The 17,577-nt window shown below is 74.5% G+C and carries 14 protein-coding genes; 3 read left to right on the top strand and 11 right to left on the bottom strand.

Translation table 11 applies throughout. The features are described 5' to 3' along the window. Positions 1-320: 320 nt before the first annotated feature. The gene (locus QMQ26_RS27445) at positions 321-668 is read right to left on the bottom strand and encodes a PRC-barrel domain-containing protein (RefSeq protein ID WP_100839937.1); all 348 of its coding nucleotides are present in this window, start codon (positions 666-668) and stop codon (positions 321-323) included. 374 nt (positions 669-1,042) lie between these two features. Between QMQ26_RS27445 and aspS the strand changes: the two genes are divergently transcribed. Further along, a complete protein-coding gene (gene aspS, locus QMQ26_RS27440) occupies positions 1,043-2,365 on the top strand; it encodes an aspartate--tRNA(Asn) ligase (protein ID WP_100839938.1) in 1,323 nt (440 codons plus the stop codon). A 63-nt stretch (positions 2,366-2,428) separates the two neighbouring features. On the opposite strand, the gene QMQ26_RS27435 is transcribed toward aspS, so the two are convergent. The 3 genes from QMQ26_RS27435 to QMQ26_RS27425 form a co-directional block, all read right to left on the bottom strand. Next, the gene (locus tag QMQ26_RS27435; protein WP_282203046.1) at positions 2,429-3,784 is read right to left on the bottom strand and encodes a condensation domain-containing protein; all 1,356 of its coding nucleotides are present in this window, start codon (positions 3,782-3,784) and stop codon (positions 2,429-2,431) included. A gap of 210 nt (positions 3,785-3,994) precedes the next feature. Continuing rightward, positions 3,995-4,408 carry a helix-turn-helix domain-containing protein gene (locus tag QMQ26_RS27430; RefSeq protein ID WP_282203045.1) on the bottom strand — a complete coding sequence of 138 codons (414 nt, stop codon included), beginning with the start codon at positions 4,406-4,408 and terminating at the stop codon, positions 3,995-3,997. Beyond that, entirely contained in the window at positions 4,372-5,028 is a 657-nt protein-coding gene (locus QMQ26_RS27425) for a hypothetical protein (RefSeq protein WP_282203044.1), read from the bottom strand. Before QMQ26_RS27425 ends, QMQ26_RS27430 begins: the two co-directional genes overlap by 37 nt. 158 nt (positions 5,029-5,186) lie before the next feature. On the opposite strand from QMQ26_RS27425, the gene QMQ26_RS27420 reads away from it, so the two are divergent. Both QMQ26_RS27420 and QMQ26_RS27415 read left to right on the top strand, forming a co-directional pair. Beyond that, complete coding sequence (locus QMQ26_RS27420) at positions 5,187-5,348, top strand: hypothetical protein (protein ID WP_282203043.1); 162 nt, start codon at positions 5,187-5,189, stop codon at positions 5,346-5,348. A gap of 5 nt (positions 5,349-5,353) precedes the next feature. Further along, positions 5,354-5,992, top strand: coding sequence for an LOG family protein (locus QMQ26_RS27415; protein WP_100839941.1), 639 nt, complete (start codon positions 5,354-5,356; stop codon positions 5,990-5,992). A 47-nt stretch (positions 5,993-6,039) separates the two neighbouring features. Here QMQ26_RS27415 and QMQ26_RS27410 read toward each other — a convergent pair whose 3' ends face one another. The 7 genes from QMQ26_RS27410 to QMQ26_RS27380 all read right to left on the bottom strand — a co-directional run bounded on the left by QMQ26_RS27410 (position 6,040) and on the right by QMQ26_RS27380 (position 17,570). Beyond that, positions 6,040-7,059, bottom strand: a complete 1,020-nt coding sequence (locus QMQ26_RS27410; protein WP_100839942.1) for a Gfo/Idh/MocA family protein — start codon at positions 7,057-7,059, stop codon at positions 6,040-6,042. Between the two features lie 100 nt (positions 7,060-7,159). Beyond that, entirely contained in the window at positions 7,160-7,948 is a 789-nt protein-coding gene (locus tag QMQ26_RS27405; protein WP_282203042.1) for an SDR family NAD(P)-dependent oxidoreductase, read from the bottom strand. After that, positions 7,945-8,565 carry a class I SAM-dependent methyltransferase gene (locus tag QMQ26_RS27400; RefSeq protein ID WP_282203041.1) on the bottom strand — a complete coding sequence of 207 codons (621 nt, stop codon included), beginning with the start codon at positions 8,563-8,565 and terminating at the stop codon, positions 7,945-7,947. The genes QMQ26_RS27405 and QMQ26_RS27400 overlap by 4 nt, the downstream gene beginning before the upstream one ends. 90 nt (positions 8,566-8,655) lie before the next feature. Beyond that, positions 8,656-9,708 (bottom strand): HAD-IIIC family phosphatase, encoded by a 1,053-nt coding sequence (locus QMQ26_RS27395; protein ID WP_100839945.1) that lies wholly within the window; start codon positions 9,706-9,708, stop codon positions 8,656-8,658. Next, on the bottom strand, positions 9,698-11,938 hold the full coding sequence (locus QMQ26_RS38755; RefSeq protein ID WP_282203040.1) for a 3-hydroxyacyl-CoA dehydrogenase NAD-binding domain-containing protein: 2,241 nt from the start codon (positions 11,936-11,938) through the stop codon (positions 9,698-9,700). The genes QMQ26_RS27395 and QMQ26_RS38755 overlap by 11 nt, the downstream gene beginning before the upstream one ends. Further along, positions 11,935-14,988 (bottom strand): type I polyketide synthase, encoded by a 3,054-nt coding sequence (locus tag QMQ26_RS27385; protein ID WP_282203039.1) that lies wholly within the window; start codon positions 14,986-14,988, stop codon positions 11,935-11,937. The genes QMQ26_RS38755 and QMQ26_RS27385 overlap by 4 nt, the downstream gene beginning before the upstream one ends. Further along, positions 14,985-17,570, bottom strand: coding sequence for a non-ribosomal peptide synthetase (locus QMQ26_RS27380; RefSeq protein WP_282203038.1), 2,586 nt, complete (start codon positions 17,568-17,570; stop codon positions 14,985-14,987). Before QMQ26_RS27380 ends, QMQ26_RS27385 begins: the two co-directional genes overlap by 4 nt. Positions 17,571-17,577 lie beyond the last annotated feature (7 nt).

Here is a 17,577-nt window from a genome sequence, read left to right as displayed (position 1 = left end):
GGTCAGCGCGGCGCGGGTGATCCGCTGCGCGTCGCTGTTCAAGTCCTCCGACTGCTCGGTGAGTTCCGCGAGCAGCCGGGAGTCGATGTGCTCTGTGGCCATCATGCCTCGTCTCGGTCCGGGGCCCGGCCAACTCCGCACCCCACTCGCGAGTCCTTCGGCACCGGACCGGGCGCGGCTTGGCCCCGATCGACTGTTCACCCCCACGAGTGAACGCGGGGGCCGGGCCGGCGGAGTCCTCCCCCGTCACGGCGCCCCCCGCGCACGCGCCGGGGCCCCGCGTCCGAAGACGCGGGGCCCCGGCGGGACGGGTCAGGCGGTCAGACGGTGCCGCCGTAGTAGCCGCCGACCTGGTGGCGGTAGGCCGGGTCGTCGGCGTGCGCCTCCCGGTCGTACTCCGGCGAGTTCTTCACCTCGTCCTTGGAGCGGTTCACCCAGACCGCCTTCTCCTGGTCGTCGACCCGGATGACGGTGCCCGCCGGGAGCAGCACCTCGCGGCCGAAGATCCACGGGCCGGTGTCCACCACGAGGTAGCCCGCGCCGACGTCCACGGTGTGCTTGTCGACCTTGCCGATGTGGCCGTCCGTCGCCTCGACCCGGTACCCCGTCAGGTCGGAACCCGTGGTGTAGCCCTCGGCGCCCGTGTAGTCCCACATGCCCTCGGTCATCGCTGCCTCCTCGTACGCTTCGTTGCGCTTACGGGGAGCCGCCTGCCCCGGTCTCCGGCGAACATGCCGCCGGGCCGGGAACACCGTTGCAGCCGCCTCGTCAGTTCCCCTACCCTCGTGGGTAACGCGACGAGGGAGACGAGTAGCCGCAGGACCGTGCGAGCAGAGAGAACCGCCGGCAGCTGGGAAGGCGGTCTCGCACTGTGCGGTGAAGACACTCCTGAGCGCGGGGAGGAAATGCCCCGCCGGCCAGCCCCCGTCACCGGGCCCGAATGAGGCCGCGGCTCAGGTCGCGGCGAAAGTGCGGTGGCACCGCGAGTCGCCCTTCTCGCCCGCACTTCCAAGGGGTCAGCCGAAGTCCATGGAGGACTGCGATGATCCACCACACCCCCCGCGTCCCGGTGGCCGACCTGCACGAGCACGTGGGACGGACCGTCTCCGTCTCCGGCTGGGTCAACACCCTGCGGTTGCAACGCGCGATGCAGTTCGTCCTGGTCCGCGACCACACCGGCACGGCCCAGGTGACCCACCGGCGCGGCGGCCCAGGGGACGGGACGGAGCGGGCGATCGAGGACCTCACCGTCGAGTCCGCCGTCCGGGTCACCGGCCGCGTCGTGGCCAACCCCGTCGTCAAGCTGGGCGGGGTGGAGATCGTCCCGGACGCCGTCGAGCTCCTCAACCGGGCCGAACCGCTGCTGCCGATCGACGAGCGCTCGGGGCCGGAGCACCGGCTCGACTGGCGCTTCCTGGACGTGCGCCGCCGGCCCGCCGCCCAACTGCTGTTCGCGGTGCAGACCACGGTCGAGCAGGCGATGCGCGAGTTCGCGCACGGCGAGGGCTGCACCGAGATGCACACGCCGAAACTGATGGGCACCGCCTCCGAGTCCGGGGCCGAGGTCTTCAAGCTGGGGTACTTCGACCGCAGCGCCTACCTCGCCCAGTCGCCGCAGTTCTACAAGCAGATGGCGATCGCGGCCGGCATCGACCGGGTCTTCGAGGTCGGCCCGGTGTTCCGGGCGGAGCCGTCGTTCACCTCCCGGCACGCCACCGAGTTCACCGGGGTCGACGTCGAACTGGCCTGGATCGACGGCGTCGAGGACGTGATGGCGTTCGAGGAGCGGATGCTCGCCCACGCCGTGGCCGCGGTGGCGCGGGTCCACGGGCCGGCGATCCGCGAGCACTTCGGGCGGGAGGTGGTCGTCCCGGAGCTGCCGTTCCCCCGGATCACGATGGCCGAGGCCCAGCGGCTGCTGCGGGCCGGGGGCTGGGACCCGGAGGGGCTCAAGGAGGACCTGGACCCCGAGGGCGAGCGGGCGCTCGCCGCGCACGTCAGGGAGCGGAGCGGCCACGAGTTCGTGTTCGTCACCCACTACCCGGCCGGAATCCGCCCGTTCTACCACATGCGCTCCCCCGAGCAGCCGGAGGTGACGCTCAGCTTCGACCTGCTGTGGAAGGGGCTGGAGATCACCACCGGGGCGCAGCGCGAGCACCGGTACGACGTGCTGCTGAAGCAGGCCGCCGAGAAGGGCGTGGGGACCGAGCCGATCCAGGACTACCTGAACTGCTTCCGCTACGGCTGCCCGCCGCACGGGGGGCTGGGCCTGGGGTTGGGCCGGGTGCTGATGGTGATGCTCGGACTGGAGTCGATCCGCGACGCCGTGTTCCTCTTCCGCGGCCCCAACCGGCTCACTCCGTGACACCGGCCGCGGGGTGCGGCCGACCGGACGGGTCGGTCGGCCGCGCCCCGCGGCGGCGCGGGGTCAGCCCGCGGCGGCGGACGGGGTGACGGCGGCCGACACCAGCAGGTCCTCCAGGTCGCCGAGGAACTCGGTCGCGGAGCGGGGGGCGAGGAAGCGCTCGTCGGCGCACAGTTGCAGGACGGCGCGTTCGCCGATGTGCTCCAGGAAGAGGAAGAACGTCGCCCCCATCGGCACCTGGTCCATGTCGGGCACGGAGAGCACGGTCTCGGCGCGCAGCGGGCGCGGGTCCGGCGCGTCCGCGGCCCGGGGCTCGGTGCCGGGGCGCCTGGCGGGTTCGACGCTGATGTCGTTGAAGAAGCAGTAGCCGCCCGCGGCCACCCCGCGTTCGGCGGCGGTCTCGCGGACGAGCCGCTCGACCGTCCGCGGGTCGTACTCGCAGTTCTGGTACGCGGTCAGGGCCGCGAGCGAGGTCCGGCGCAGGTGGTCGTCGAAGGGGTCGGCGACGGACGGGACCCGGAGCAGGGCGTTCTGGTTGAAGGCGCCCACGAAGCGCCGGTTCCGGGCGTTGAACCTGGTCGCCACGATCAGCCGGACGGTGGCCTGGTCCTGTCCGGTGTACCGGGCCAGCAGTCGGGTGACCCCGCTCAGCACCGCCACCGGGCCGGTGACCCCGGCCCGGCCGGTCAGCAGCCGGACCGCCGCGGCGAGCGCGGGGGACTCGATCCGGCCCCAGCGCAGGTGCGGGGCGGAGGGCGGGGGGAGTTCGGCGAGCATGGGGGCGGGGGTCTCGCGGATCTGTTCGGCCCAGTGCGCCAGGGCCCGCTCCTCGCGCCGCCGCCCCAGGTCGGACCGCTCGTAGTCGAGGCGGTCCAGCGGCTGCGGCCCCCGGGCGGGGAGTTCCGCGCCGGCCAGCAGCGTCTCCAGGTCCTCCCGGACGATGCGGAAGCTCCAGGCGTCCACGGACATGTGGCTGATGGCGAGGACCAGCACGGCGGGCGTGTCCCGCTCGGTGACCAGGACGGCCCGGAGCGGCAGGTCGCGGGCCAGGTCGAAGGGGAGGCCGCGCAGTTCGCGGTGGAGCTTCTCGGCGGTCTCGGCCGCGGCGCCCTCGGAGGCGTCGTGGACGTCGACCGTGATCCGGCCGCCGCCGACCACGGTCTGCCGGGGCTCGCCGCCCGACTCCTCGAACACCGTCCGGAGCGCGTCGTGGCGCGCCACGAGGGCGGTCAGGGCCGCGGTGAGCCGCTCCGGTGTCGTCCCGGCGGGCAGCGGCAGCACGGTGGAGAGGGTCAGTGTGGTGTCGCCCGGGGGGAGCCAGTGGAGCACCTCCCAGATGGCCAGTTGCCCCCAGGTGAGTGCGCCGGCGCGGTCCGGCGCGGTCGGCAGGTCGACGTGGAGCTGTCGGTCGTCGTTCACGCGGGTTCTCCCCTTTTCCGCTAGTTCGACCCGCGCCGCGGCAGGACACGGCCAGGAATCGACTATTGACGTACAGAAGCCAGGTTTTTACTGCAAGAAAATTTCACTGCAATGAAAATTGCCGACGAGTCGGCCATGATGCGGGCACCGCCCCGGGGGAATCGCGGGCGACGGCACCCGGCGAGCGGGGGGCCGACATTTCCGGTTCACCTACTCTTCCGCTCCGGCGCCTTCCGTTTCCCCGGGAAGGGCGTCCGTCCGGTCGAGGCCGTAACGGTGAATCAGGTAGCCGGCCTGGAGCCGGTTCCTGGCCCCGACGTCGCGCAGGATCTCCGACACGTGGCGCTGGCAGGTCCGCAGCGACATGCCCAGCCGCCGCGCCACCACCTTGTCCTCGACCCCGTCGACCAGCAGCCTGATGATCGTCGCCTTGGTGTTGTCGGTGGTCTGCCGCACGGACGCCGGGTGGTTGTCCGCGTCGAACTCGGTCGCCTGGCTCCAGGCCCGCTCGAAGGACTCGTACATGAAGTGCACGATGCTGGGCTCGCGGACCAGCACCGCCCCGGCCGGCGTCTCGTTCAGCTCGATCAGGGCGACCTCCTGGTCGAACAGGAGCATCCGCATGAAGCCGTCCCCAGCGTCCGCACCTCCGCGCCGTACGCGGTGACGTGGGCGACGTAGGCGGCGGTCGGCGGGCTGTAGCGGGCCGTGTGCTGGTAGAGGGTGCGCATCCGCACCCCCCGGTTCAGCAGGCTCTCGGTGCGCTGCAGGGACTCGCGCAGCACCTCCTCGGTGCGGCCGCCGCCCGGCTGGGCGGTCAGCACCTCGCGGGTGCAGCCGGCCGACAGCTCGGTGATCAGCCGTCGCACGTCCGGCAGTTCGCGCACCACGGTGACCGTCTCGTCCCGGGCGCTGCGGGTGGTGGAGCGGTGGTACTCGACGGACAGCCGGGCGTAGACCGCCCGGGCCGCGTCCACCGTGCGCTGCTTCTGCTCCAGCTCCCGGACCAGCGGCGAGAGCAGCTGGACCCGGGCGCTGTCGGGGGCGACCGGGGCGATGAAGCCCTCGGACAGCAGTTGCGCGCTCACCAGCTTCAGCGCCCGGAGCTGTTCGACCGCGAGGTCGAACTCCGCCGGGCCGATCCCGATCTCGTCGCCGGCCCGGTCGCAGCGCAGCGGAGCGGGGAGGTCGAGGGCATGGAGGTAGACCCGGAGCGCACCCTCGCTCAGGGCGATCGTGTCCAAGTCGTCCTGAAACTCCGAATCTGCCACTTTGGTCATCCCCTCGGATACGCGCAATGCAGTATGCCGAGCGCCCCCGTCCATTCGGCTCGTACCCGGCATGTAGCAAGGTAGCCCACGGGCCGCCGATTCGGCCGCTCCTCGGATGACTGGAGATCACGATGAACTCTTTCGCACGCCGCCTGGGACAGATCATCGGCGCCGCTCTCACGGCAGGTGCCGTGCTGAGCGCCGTGATCACGCTCCAGGGCCCGCACGCTCCGCGCGCCACCGCCGTTGACGCGTCCGTCCGGATTTCCGGGGACGACCTGGGCTGGGGATGAGTCGAATGAATACCGTTCAGCCCGCCGACCGGACCGGGTCCCCCTCCGCGAAGGAATCCACCGTGACAATTCCCCCGGCCGCGCCCAGCCGGATAGGCGTCTTCTGCGGCTCCCGTCCGGGCAGCCGGCCGGAGTACCTCCGGACCGCCCGCGACCTGGGTGCGGCGATCGCCCGCCGGGGCGGGAGCCTGGTCTACGGGGCCGGTGGCGTGGGCCTGATGGGCGCCGTCTCGCGGGCCGCCCACGAGGCCGGTGCCGAGGTGTTCGGCGTGATCCCGGACGCCCTGCACGAGCGCGAGCGCCTCGACGACGCCCGGGGCGAGGTCCTGGTCGTCGAGGGAATGCACACCCGGAAAGCGCTGATGTACGAAATGGCCGACGCCTTCGTCGTCCTCCCCGGCGGCTACGGAACGATGGACGAACTCATGGAGGTTTCCACCTGGAACCAATTGGGATTCCACTGGCGGCCGGTCGCCCTGGCCAATGTCGCGGGATTCTTCGACCCATTGATCGCCCTCCTCGACCGGATGGTCGAGGAGGGATTCCTCGGCGCAGAGGAACGGGGATTCATCCGCGCCGGGAAAACCGCCGAGGAATGCCTCGACGCGCTGATGCCCGCTCCGGCGGAATTCCTCTCCCGGTAGGGTCGGGCGGCCCGCCGGCCCGGTGCCGTCCGTGCTTTCCGGTCCGTTCACCGGGACGACAGCGCGTAGAGCGAGAGAATGGTCTCCAGCGTTCCCACCGAATCGGCCGGGGAGGAGAGCATCGGGCCCCCGCCGGCGACGCTGCGGCAGAAGTCGGCGATCTGCCGGCGGTGCGAGGTGCCGTAGTAGGACGTCCCGGGCGGCTCCTCCGCCAGGCCCCGGCTGCTCTCCCGCTCCGCGAGGCGGACCAGCTCCGCCGATCCGTCCCAGCGCCGCAGCCGCCCCGGGTGGTCGAGGTCGAAGACCACCGAGCCCAGCTCGCCGACGATCTCGATCCGGGTGCGCCACTCCACGCTGCTCGCCACCGTCACGTTGAGCGTGACCGGCACGCCCGAGGCGGACAGCAGGCCGCTGAGGGTGTCCTCGGTCTCGATGACGCCGCCCAGCACCCCGGCGGTGCGGACGGCGGCCGTCGTGGTGAGGTCGCCGCAGATCCAGCGCACCGCGTCCAGGCAGTGGTAGCCCTGGTTGATCAGGGCCGAGCCGCCCTCGCCCCGCCGGGTGCCGCGCCAGTAGCTCCCGGTGTAGTAGTCGGGCTCCCGCCGGGCCTGCAGGGTCGCGGAGGCGAAGACCAGCCGGCCGAGCAGCCCCCGGCCCACCCACTGCCGCACCGCCCGCACCACCGGGTCGTAGCGGTGCTGGGCGACCGTGGAGAGCACCAGGCCCCGCTCGGCGGCCAGCGCGACCAGCTGCCGGGCCTGCGCCGGGTCCAGGCAGAGCGGCTTCTCCACCAGGACGTGCTTGCCCGCCACCAGCGCCCGCTCCACCAGGGGCCCGTGCTGCACGTGGTCCACCGCGATCGAGACGCTGGTGATCCCGGGGTCCGCGAACACCTCCTCGACGTCCTGCGCGGCGGTCGCGATCCCGTGCTCGCGGGCGAACTCCTTGACGTGGGGCTCCCGGTCGCAGGCCGTGGCGAGGACCCACCCGGGGACCCGGCCGAAGCCGTCCACGTGGTTGGCCGCGACCCGGCCGCACCCGATGAGCGCGTGTCTGTAGTCGGTCATCAGCGTTCTCCGCTCTCCGCTCCTGTGGTCCCGCCCCGGCCCGCGGGCCGGGGTCGGATGGGTCGGGGCCCCGTGGGCCGGACGTGCGTGGGCCGGGCGCTCACAGGTACCCGTAGCTGAGCCAGCCGCCGTCCACCACCAGGGTCTGCCCGGTGATGTAGTCGGCCTGCGCGGAGGCCAGGAAGAGGACGGGCCCGGTGACGTCCTCCGGCCGGCCGCGCCGCCGCATCGGGATCCGGCCGAGGATCTCGTCCTCGCTCAACTCCCCCGCCGCCACGGCCGGGTGCCTGGTCTCGATCCGGATCATGCCGGGGGCCACCGCGTTGACGTTCACCCCGCGCGCCGCCCACTCGACCCCGAGCACCCGGGTGAGCTGGAGGACCGCGCCCTTGCTCGCGGCGTAGGCGGCCCGCCCCGGGAAGGCCGTGAAGGACAGCAGCGAGGCGAAGTTGACGATCCGGCCCCGGCCGCGTTCCAGCATGCCGCGGCCGACCTCCTGGCAGACCAGCAGGGTGCCCAGCGCGTTGGTGGCCAGCAGCTCCCGCGAGTCCGCCTCCGCGGTGGACTCCGAGGGGCCCATCGAGAACAGACCCGCGCAGTTGACCAGCACGTCGATCGGCCCGAGCCGCTCCAGCACGGTGCCCACCCCGGTCCGGACCTGCTCGGCCCGCGACACGTCGAAGGGCACGCACAGCGCCGGGACGCCGGTCAGCGCGCCGATCTCCGCGGCGACCCGCTCCAGTTGGGCCGGGGTCCGGCTGGCCAGGGCCAGCCGGGCGCCCTCCCGGGCGAACTCCAGGGCGCAGGCGCGCCCGATGCCCCGGCCCGCCCCGGTCAGCAGCACGGTCTGCCCGGCGAAGCGCCCGGGCCCCGCCGCGGCGGCGGTCACCGGCGCCGGAAGACGCCGAGCCAGTGCCACTGGTCCGGGCGCTTCTCGGTCGGTAGGTTCCGGAAGCGGCGCAGCTCCTCGATCGAGAAGTGCTCCAGCGCCGGGCGGACCACGTCGTCGGAGGTCAACCGGATCGGCCCGGAGCCCGGGGACATCCGGTCGGAGAAGCCGACCAGCACGAAGAGGCCGCCCGGGCGTAGCAGGCGGGCGGCCTCCCGGAGGTAGTCGCCCCGGGCCTCGGGGCGCACGTTGTGGTAGACGAAGGAGTCGTGCACCACGTCGGCGCAGCCGTCCGGCAGCGGGGTGCGCAGGATGTCGCCCTCCACGAAGGCGGGGTCGCAGTCGTAGAAGCCGGCCAGTTCCCGGGCCTTGGCCAGGGCGGTGGCCGACCGGTCCACGCCGGTGACGCGCATGCCGTGGCGGGCCAGGAAGACGGCGTGGACGCCGGGTCCGCAGGCGAGGTCGACCACCTCGGAGCCGCGCGGGATCACCCCGTCGATGACGAGCTGCTGGAGCGCCGGGCTGACCGAGGTGGTGACCCAGGAGATCTCGGCCAGTTCCCGGTTGTCGTAGAGCGCGGCGAATCCCTGTTCCCAGCGGTCGGTGAAGGCTTGCATGTTCGTCTCCATGGGTCGTGACGGGGGTGACGGGGTGATGGCGGGTAGCGGGTGAGGGCGGGTGGCGGGTGGTGGCGGGGTGGTGGCGGCTCAGATCAGTGCGTGGAGTTCGACGTAGTCGGGGTTGGCGCGGCCCGCTCCGCTGCGGAGCCGGAGCCGCTGGACCTCGCCCTCCCGTCCGATCTCCTCGAACCCGGCCAGGCGGTAGACCATGTACATCGGCCGGTTGACGTCGTTGGCGAGGAAGTCCGCGGTGAGGTCGAGGCCGCGGGCGTCGGCCTCCCGGGCCAGCAGTGCCAGGACGGCGCCGCCCACGTTGCGGCCCATGACGCGGCAGGACATCAGGAAGAGCCGGATCCGCCACTGCGTCTCGTCGGTGCCGAGCAGGACCACGCCGACCGTCCCGTAGCCGCCGAACCGGTCCTCCAGGGTGATCACCAGCAGGGTCTGGTCCGGCCGGGGGATCAGCGCGGCCAGCTCCGCGGCGTCGAAGACCAGGCCGGTGGTGTTCAACTGGTGGGTGCGCTCGGTGAGTTCGGCGGCGCGCAGCAGGTCGTCCGGGGTGGCCTCGGCCACCGTGAGCCGCAGGCCGAGCGTCCGCAGGAACTCGGCGCGCGGCCCCTGGAACGACTCCTCGTAGTCGCGCCGGACCTCCGCCTCCCGGTAGAGGCGGCGCCGGCCGGCCGCCTCCGCGGTCACCGGCGGGTCGAAGCCCGGCAGGTCGGCCAGCTCCGCGGCGGCGGTGCTGTCCAGGCAGCGCACCTGCGGGTGGACGTCGGCGACCTCGGCGCGTTCGAAGGCGGAGTCGTCGATGAACACCAGGCTGTCCAGGCCGAGGTTGAGCTGCTCGGCGACGGCCGCGACCAGGGCGGACTTCGGCTCCCAGGAGATCTGCGGGCAGAGGAAGTACTCCGCCACCCCGAGCTGTTCGAGCCGGTCCCGGGCCCGGGCGGGTTCGTTCTTGCTGGCCACGGAGTGCAGGACGCCCCGCCGGTCGAGGGAGCGCAGGGTCTCCAGCACTCCCGGCCGCAGGCCGCCCGCGGTGCCCTCGGCCAGCACCCCCTCCCACAGGGTCTCGTCGAGGTCCCAGACGACGCACTTGACCGTGGCGGCCGGTGCCGTGGCGGCCGGTTCACCCGACATGGTGTCCCTCCGGACCGGTCGACGGCAGGGCCCGGGCCGCGTGGTCGCGGAAGCGGGCCAGGGCCTGATCGGCGATCAGGTCCTGGAGCAGTTGGGTGTTGCCCTCGATGACCTCGAACACCCGGGCGTCCTGGACGAAGCGGTCGACCCGGCTCCCCTCCGCCAGGCCGGCCGCGCCGTGCAGTTGGGCGGCCGCGGCCGCGGCGGCGGTGGCGGCCCGGCTGGCGCCGAGCTTCGCCGTGAGGACGTGGCCCAGCGCCCACTCGTCGCCCTCGTCGAGGGCCGTCGCGGCGCGCCGGCAGAGCAGTTGCGCCGAGTCGACCGCGACCGCGGCGTCCGCCAGCAGTCCGCGCACCAGTTGGAGGCGGTGCAGCGGGCCGTCGAACTGGTGCCGCTCGATGGAGCGGTGCAGGGCCGCCGACAGCGCGGCCCCGGCCAGCCCCCACGCGCCGAAGGCCACGCAGAGCCGGCCCAGGGTCAGCGCATCGGCGGCGATGTGGGACAGCGCGGCGCCGGGCCGCCCCAGCAGCCGGTCGGCGGGGACGCGGCACTCCCGGAGGACGAGTTCGGCGAGCTTGGCGTCCCGCAGGCCGCTGGTCCGCGGTGCCGGTTGCAGGTGGACCCCCGGGTCGTCGCGGCGCACCAGGACCGCCAGGTCCCGGGTGCCGGTGCGGGCGAACACCAGGAAGACCCCGGCCTCCTGGCCGAAGGTGACCCAGCGCTTGCGCCCGTCGAGCACCCAGCCGCCCGGCACCTCGCGGGCGGTGGTGGCGATGCGGCGGACGTCGCTGCCGGCCGCCTCCTCGCTCAGCGCGAACGCCCCCAGCAGGCTGCCGTCGGCCAGCCGCGGCAGGTACTCGTCCCGCTGCCGGGCGCTGCCCCAGCGGACCAGCGCCCGGCAGACCATGCCGTGCACGGTCAGCAGGCTCTGCCGGGACGGCGACCGCTCGGCGACGGTGCGGTTGACCTCGCCGTAGCCGGCGTAACCGAGTTCCAGGCCGCCGTACGCCCGGGGCACCAGCGCGCCCAGGGCGCGCGCGGCGGTGGGGCGGTCGGTGAACTCCGCCGCCAGCTCCGGGGCCAGTTCGGTGATCATGCCCGCTGCTTCCGGGCCACGAAGGCGGTGATGGCGGCGAGGGAGTCGAAGTTGTCGACCTCCAGGTCGTGGTCGAGCACCCGGACCCCGAAGCGGCGCTCCAGGTGGCCGATCAGCTCGACCGCCGCCAGCGAGTCCAACAGGCCGCCGGTCAGCAGGTGTTCGGCTTCGAGGGAGGCGGGGTCGTCGACGTAGCGGGAGAGGAAGCGCGCGACCTCGGACCGGATCTGGGCCGGTGCCGCCGGGTCCGCGGGCGCCGTCGGCGCCACGGGATTGGTCATGGGGTCTCCCCGTCCGAGTAGTAGTGGAAGCCCTGTCCGCTCTTGCGGCCGATCCGGCCTTCGGCGGCCATCCGGAGCAGGGCGGGAGAGGGGTGAAGCGCTCCGGGCCGTAGTGCCCGCGCAGCACGTCGAGGGTGTGGACGATGGTGTCGATGCCGATCAGGTCGGCGGTGCGCAGCGGTCCGGTGCGGTGCCCGAGGCAGCCGCGGAACAGCCGGTCCACCTGCTGCGGGGTGGCCACTCCGTCGTCGACCAGGGCCGCCGCCTCGCTGATGAACATCATCAGGCAGCGGTTGATGACGAACCCGGCCCGGTCCTCGACCACCACGGTCTCCTTGCCGAGCCGGCCGAGGAGTTCCTCCAGGCCGTGCAGCGCCCAGGCCGCGGTGTACGGCGTGCGCACCACCTCGACCATGGTGGAGGCGCCGACCGGGTTCATGAAGTGCGCCCCGACCATCCGCTCGGGGTGGCCGGTGGCCAGCGCGAGGCCGGAGACCGGCACCGCGGAGGTGTTCACCGCCACCACCGCCCGCGGTGCCAGAACCTCGTCGAGGGCGCGGTGGACGCGCTCCTTCACCTCCGGGTCCTCGATCACGTTCTCGATCACCAGGCCGCAGTCCGCCAGCGCGGCCAGCTCCCCGGTGACGGTCAGCCGCCCGGGCCGTTCGGCGCCGGCGCGGCTCCCGGAGAGCCGGGCCAGCCGGGCCGCGGCGCTCGCCCGGCGCTCGGCGGTGGCCCGCTGCCGGGGGTCGGAGTCGTGCAGGACGGTGTCGATGCCGGCGGCGGTCAGGCTCTGGGCCAGGCTGACGCCCATGACCCCGGCGCCGACCACGCCCACGGCGGGGTGGTTCATCTGCTGCCTCCAGTGGCGTGCCAGGTGGTGATGTGGGCGGCCATCCGGCCGAGTCTCGACTCCTGGAAGACCGCGACCGCCGGTACGTGGAACCCGAGCCGCTCCTCGATGCCGAAGACCAGCTGGACGCTCATCAGCGAGTCGCCGCCGAGTTCGAAGAAGTCGTCCTCGGCCGTCAGGTCCTCCACTCCGAGGACCTCCTCCCACAGTTCGGCCAGCACCGCGGCCACGGCGTCCGGGTCACCGTCCCCGTCCTCGGCCCCGGCTCCAGCGGGCTCGGGGACGAGTGCGGGCTCGGGAACGGGTGCGGGCTCGGGAACGGGTGCCGGTGCGGGCGCGGGTGCCGGTGCGGCGGGGCCGGGCGAGAGCAGGCCGGCCGGGCCGCCCTCGGCGATGAACAGGGGCCGTTCGTCCAGCGCGGTGGGCGGCAGGGCGGCCGGCGGCGGGAACGGTCCGCCGCCGAGCCGTTCCCAGTCGAGGTCGCAGCCGCGCTGCCACAGCTGCCCGAGGGCGTGCAGCAGCACCTCGGCGTCGGACTCGTTCTGGTACTCCCGGCGCACGGTCGCCACCACCGCGGCGTGGTCGTCGCCGACGGCCCGGGCCTGGGCGGCCAGGGTCCGCAGCTGTCCGGGCCCGACCTCCAGCAGGACGTCGCACTCCTTCGCCGCGGTGGCCAGGGCCTGGCCGAACAGGACCGGCGAGGTGAGCTGCCGGTACCAGTACTCCGGGTCCCGGAGTTCGGCGCGGACCCAGGTGCCGGTGGTGTTGGAGGCCAGCGCGACCGTCGGGGCCGACAGGGTCAGGCTGCCGAGCAGGGCGCGCAGCTCCTCCCCGGCGGGCGCCAGCAGCGGGGTGTGGAACGCGTGGCGCACCGGGAGCAGCCGGCCCTGGAGGCCGCGCCGGTTGAGCCGGTCCACCACCTCCAGGACCGCCGCCCGCTCACCGGCCAGCACGCTGCTGCGAGGCGAGTTGACCGCCGCCAGCCAGACCCCGGGGCCGGTCAGCTCCTCGGCCTCGGCCCGGGAGAGGCTCACCGCGAGCATCGTCCCCTCGGGCAGCGCGGCCACGGCGCGGGCCCGCTCGACGACCACCCGCAGGGCGTCCTCCTCGGTGAAGACCCCGGCCACCGTGGCGGCGGTGAGCTCCCCGAGGCTGTGCCCGGTGACGGCGGCCGGCCGCACCCCGAGCGCCTGGAGGCTGCGGGCCAGCGCGAGTTGCAGCGAGAACAGCACGGCGTGCGAGGCGACCGGGTCGAAGACCTCGTCGGTGGAGGTGCCGCGCCCGTCGTCGACCAGGCGGCGGAGGTTGAAGACCGCGCCGGTGCGGGCGCCCGGCCCGGCCTGGGCGTCCGGGGCGAGCAGGCGGCGCAGGTCCTGGCCGAGCCGGTCGCCGCAGTCGCCGAGGTAGCGGTCCAGCCGGGCGGTGAACCCGGGCAGGGCGCGGTGCAGGCCGGCCCCCATGCCGGGGTAGTGGTCGCCGACGCCGGGGAAGACGAGGCCGACGGCCGGGGCCGTGGTCGGGGCGGGCCGCGCGGCGGCGGGCGGGGCGGGGGAACGCAGTCCGGCCGCGAGCGCGGACGGGTCCGACCCCACCGCGAACCGGCGGTGGCGGCGGTGGCGGCGGCCGCGCTGGGAGGCGGCGGCCGCCTCGGCGGGCGTGGCGGCGCCGGTGTCGATCGCGGCCGCCCAGTCGGCGGAGGTCCGCTCCAGCGCCCCTTCGGTGTGCGCGGAGACCAGGACCACGGCGGCGGCGGCCGTCGGCGGGGCGGCGGCCGGGCGGGCCGGCGGCTCCTCGACGATCACGTGGGCGTTGGTCCCGCCGAGCCCGAAGGCGCTGACGGCGGCCCGGCGCACGCCGGGGTGGGGCCAGGTCTCCACCGCCCTGGGCAGCGACAGCCCGGAGGTCTCCCGGGTCACGTACTCGGCGGGCAGGCCCACGTTGATGGTCGGCGGCACCAGGCCGTGCCGGACGCTCAGCACCGCCCGGACGAACCCCGCCAGCGCGGAGGCCTCCCGCAGGTGGCCGATGCCGGACTTGACCGAACCCACCCGGGTCGGCCGGACCGCGCCGTAGACCCGGGCCAGGGCGGACCACTCGGCGGCGTCCCCGAGCGGGGTGCCGGAGCCGTGCGCCTCCACCGAGCCGACGGTGTCCGGGTCGGTCTCGGAGAACAGCAGGGCGTCGCGGACCAGCAGTTCCTGGGCCCGGGCGCTGACGGAGGCGTAGCCGCTCTTGGCGCCGTCGTTGTTGACGGCGGAGCCGCGGACCACCGCGCTGATCCGGTCGCCGTCCGCGACCGCGTCCTCCAGCCGCTTCAGGACGACCGCGACCACGCCGTCGCCGGCCACCGCGCCGCCCGCCCGGGCCGAGAACGGCCGGCAGACGCCGTCGGCGGAACCGATGCCGCCCTCCAGGTAGAGGTAGCCGTGGCTGTCGGGGACGCGCAGGGCGGCGGCGCCCGCCACGGCGACGTCGCACTCCTGCGCGGCCAGGCTCTGGCAGGCCTGGTGCAGGGCGACCAGCCCGGTCGAGCAGGCCGACTGCACGGTGACGGCGGGGCCGGTCAGGCCCAGCCGGTAGGCCACCTTGGTGGTGCTGTGGTCCTTCTCGTTGCCGATCTCCAGGGCCAGTTCGTTGACCGTCTCGCCGCGGGAGGCGAGCACCGCCCGCACCAGCTCCTCGTGCCGGTTGCGGCCCACGCCCGCGAACACCCCCACCCGGCCGGGGCCGGTGCCGGGGACGACGCAGGCGTCCTCCAGGGCGCGGTGCACCGTGGTCAGCAGGAGCCGGTGCTGCGGATCGGTGGAGAGCGCCTCCTTGGGGGACATCCCGAAGAACGCCGGGTCGAAGTCGTACGGTGCGGCGATCCGTCCGGACGCGCCCAACCACCGTGCGTCGTCCAGGAGTTCGTCGGCGACCGTGCCGCGGAGCAGGTCGGACGGCGTACGGGTGATGCAGTCCTGGCCGGCGAGCAGGTTCTGCCAGAACGCGTCGAGGTCCGCCGCGCCGGGCAGCCGGCCCGACATGCCGATCACGGCGATGTGCGTCACTGTCGCTCACCCCCTTCGGCCGCGGCGGCCCGCTGGGCCTCGCGCAGGGCCCGCCGCCGGGAGCGCTCGCCCGCGGCGGCCGACGGCCCGGCCGGGGTCGGGGCGGCGGCGGGCGGTCCGGACGGTCCGGACAGGACGGGGACGGCCGGGACGGGGACGGGGACGGCCGGGACGGGCACGGTGGCGAGCGGTTCGGCCGGAGCGGTCGGCCGGAGCAGCCGCTCCTGGGCCAGGACGGTCGGCGCGCCGAGCAGGTCCGCCAGGTCGAGCCGGATCCGGAACTCGTCCTGGACCGCGGCCCGCAGCAGCATCAGGCGCAGCGAGTCGCCGCCCACCGCCGTGAAGGCGTCGTCGACACCGATCTCGTGCAGTTGCAGGATGGTGCGCCAGATCCCGAGCAGGCGCTCCTGCGCCGGGGTGCGGGGCCGGGTCGGCGCGGGCAGGTCCGGCGGCCGGACCCGGGCGGGCAGCCGGAGCGAGGCGCGGTCGAGCTTGCCGCTGTAGAGCTGCGGCAGCCGGGGGACCCAGGCGACGTGCCGCGGCAGCATCCAGGCCGGCAGCCGGTCGGCCAGGAACGCCCGCAGCTCGTGCTCCGCGGGGGCGTGCTCCTCCCCCACCGCGAAGGCGACCAGGAACGCGCCCTGCTCGCGGTCGGGGTACCCGACCACGGCGGCGTCCCGGACGCCCGGGTGCTCGCGGAGCCAGAACTCGACCTCGGTCGGCTCGACCCGCTGGCCGCGCACCTTGACCTGGAGGTCCCGGCGCCCGCGGTACTCCAGGGAGCCGTCGGCGCGGTGCCGGGCGAGGTCGCCGGTGCGGAAGAGCAGCGGGGTGCGCGGGTCGCCGAAGGGGTTGGCGACGAAGCGCTCCGCGGTGCGCTCCGGGTCGCGGTGGTAGCCGGTCGCCACGCCGGGGCCGCCGACCCAGACCTCGCCGACCAGCCCCGGGGGCACCCGGCGCCCCCGGTCGTCGCAGAGGTAGACCCGCATGTCGAGGGGGTGGCCGATGACGGAGGCGTCCTCGGGCCGCTCGTCCAGGCCGTCCTTGCGGTGCGCCACGTAGTCGGCCTCGGTCAGGGTGAAGGTGTTGTGCACCTGGTAGCCCATGGCCCGGACCCGGTCCTCCAGGTCGCGGTGCAGCGCCTCGCCGCCGACGAACACGTGCCGCAGCGCGGGGCACCGGGCGAAGCCGGGGTTGGCGGCCAGCACCCGGAGCATCGAGGGGACGCAGCTCAGCACGGAGACGCGTTCGCGCCGCAGCAGGTCGACCAGGTACTGGTCGTCGCGCTCGCCGCCGGGCTCGGCGATCACGGCGGTGCCCCCGGTCGCCAGCGGCCACAGGAACTCCCGTGAGCTGATCGGGAGTTTGAGCAGGTGGCGGTCGTCCGGGCCGACCGCGTACATGGACTGTTCGAGGAAGATCCGGGTGGTGTGCAGGCGGTGCGGCCGCAGCACGCCCTTGGGGGTGCCGGTGGAGCCCGAGGTGAACAGGATGTAGGCCGGGCTCTCCGGGCCGACGACCACGTCCGGGGCGTGGTCCGGCCCGGGCTCCGCCGGGTCGGGCAGCACGTCGAAGGGCAGCTCGGGCAGTCCGGTGCCGAGCTCGGGGGCGCCCGGTCCGGTCAGGACCAGCCGCGGCCGGCTCACCTCGACGAACTGCCGCAGCCGCGCGACGGGGTAGGCCGGGTCGAGGTGGACGAAGACGCAGCCCGCCTTCAGCACGGCGAGCAGCGAGGTGAACAGGCCGATCGAGCGGTCGCCGCCGACCGCGACGACGTCGCCGGGCCGGGCCCCCGCCCCGATCAGCCGGTGCGCGGCCCGGTTGGAGGCCAGGTCGAGTGCGCGGTAGCTGAGCCGCTGTTCACCCATGGCCAGGGCGCAGGCGTCCGGGGTGCGCCACGCCTGGAGCTGGAACAGCTGGTGCAGGGTGATCGGCGGGTACTCCGGCAGGCGCTCCGGGGTCCCGCCGTTCCGGACGAGTTCGTCCGCGGTGAGCACCTCGACCGCGGCCAGCGGCGGCCGGTCCGGCCGGACCAGCTCGGCCGCGAGCCGGTCCAGGTGGCCCGCCATCGCCGCGACCGTCTCCTCGGTGAACACCGCCGGGTCCCAGCGGGCCTCCAGGCCCCGGTCGGTGGCGGTCCAGACCAGGTCCGCCCCGGTGTCGTTCCCGTCGGCGGCGTCCGCGTCGGCGTCTGCATCGGCGGCGTCGTCTGCATCGGCGGCGTCGGCCGTGATCCGGATCCGCACCGCGGCCGGTCCGACCGTCGGCGCGGGGGCGCCGGCGGCGGCATCGGCGGCGGTGGCGGCGGCGGTGGCGGTCACCAGCGTGTCCCAGTCGGCTCCGGCTCCGGCGTCGGCCAGGTACCGCTGCGCCGCGGCCGGGGACCCGCAGCCCGGCCCGGCGGCGAGCTGGAGCGGCAGGCCGTAGCGCTCCGTCAGGAGGGCGAGGGCGGCGGTCAGTTGCCGCTCCGCGGGGAGGTGCGGCGCGGCGCGGCGGAGCGCGCTCCAGCCGGCCGACCGCCAGGTGTGCCGCCGGCGGGTCGCGGGCCCCGGGGCGGCCGGGCGTTGTGGCCTGGTGAACATGGTTTCC

Source organism: Kitasatospora fiedleri, from assembly GCF_948472415.1.
Classification (GTDB): domain Bacteria; phylum Actinomycetota; class Actinomycetes; order Streptomycetales; family Streptomycetaceae; genus Kitasatospora; species Kitasatospora fiedleri.
This window is presented reverse-complemented; position numbering and strand designations above follow the sequence as displayed.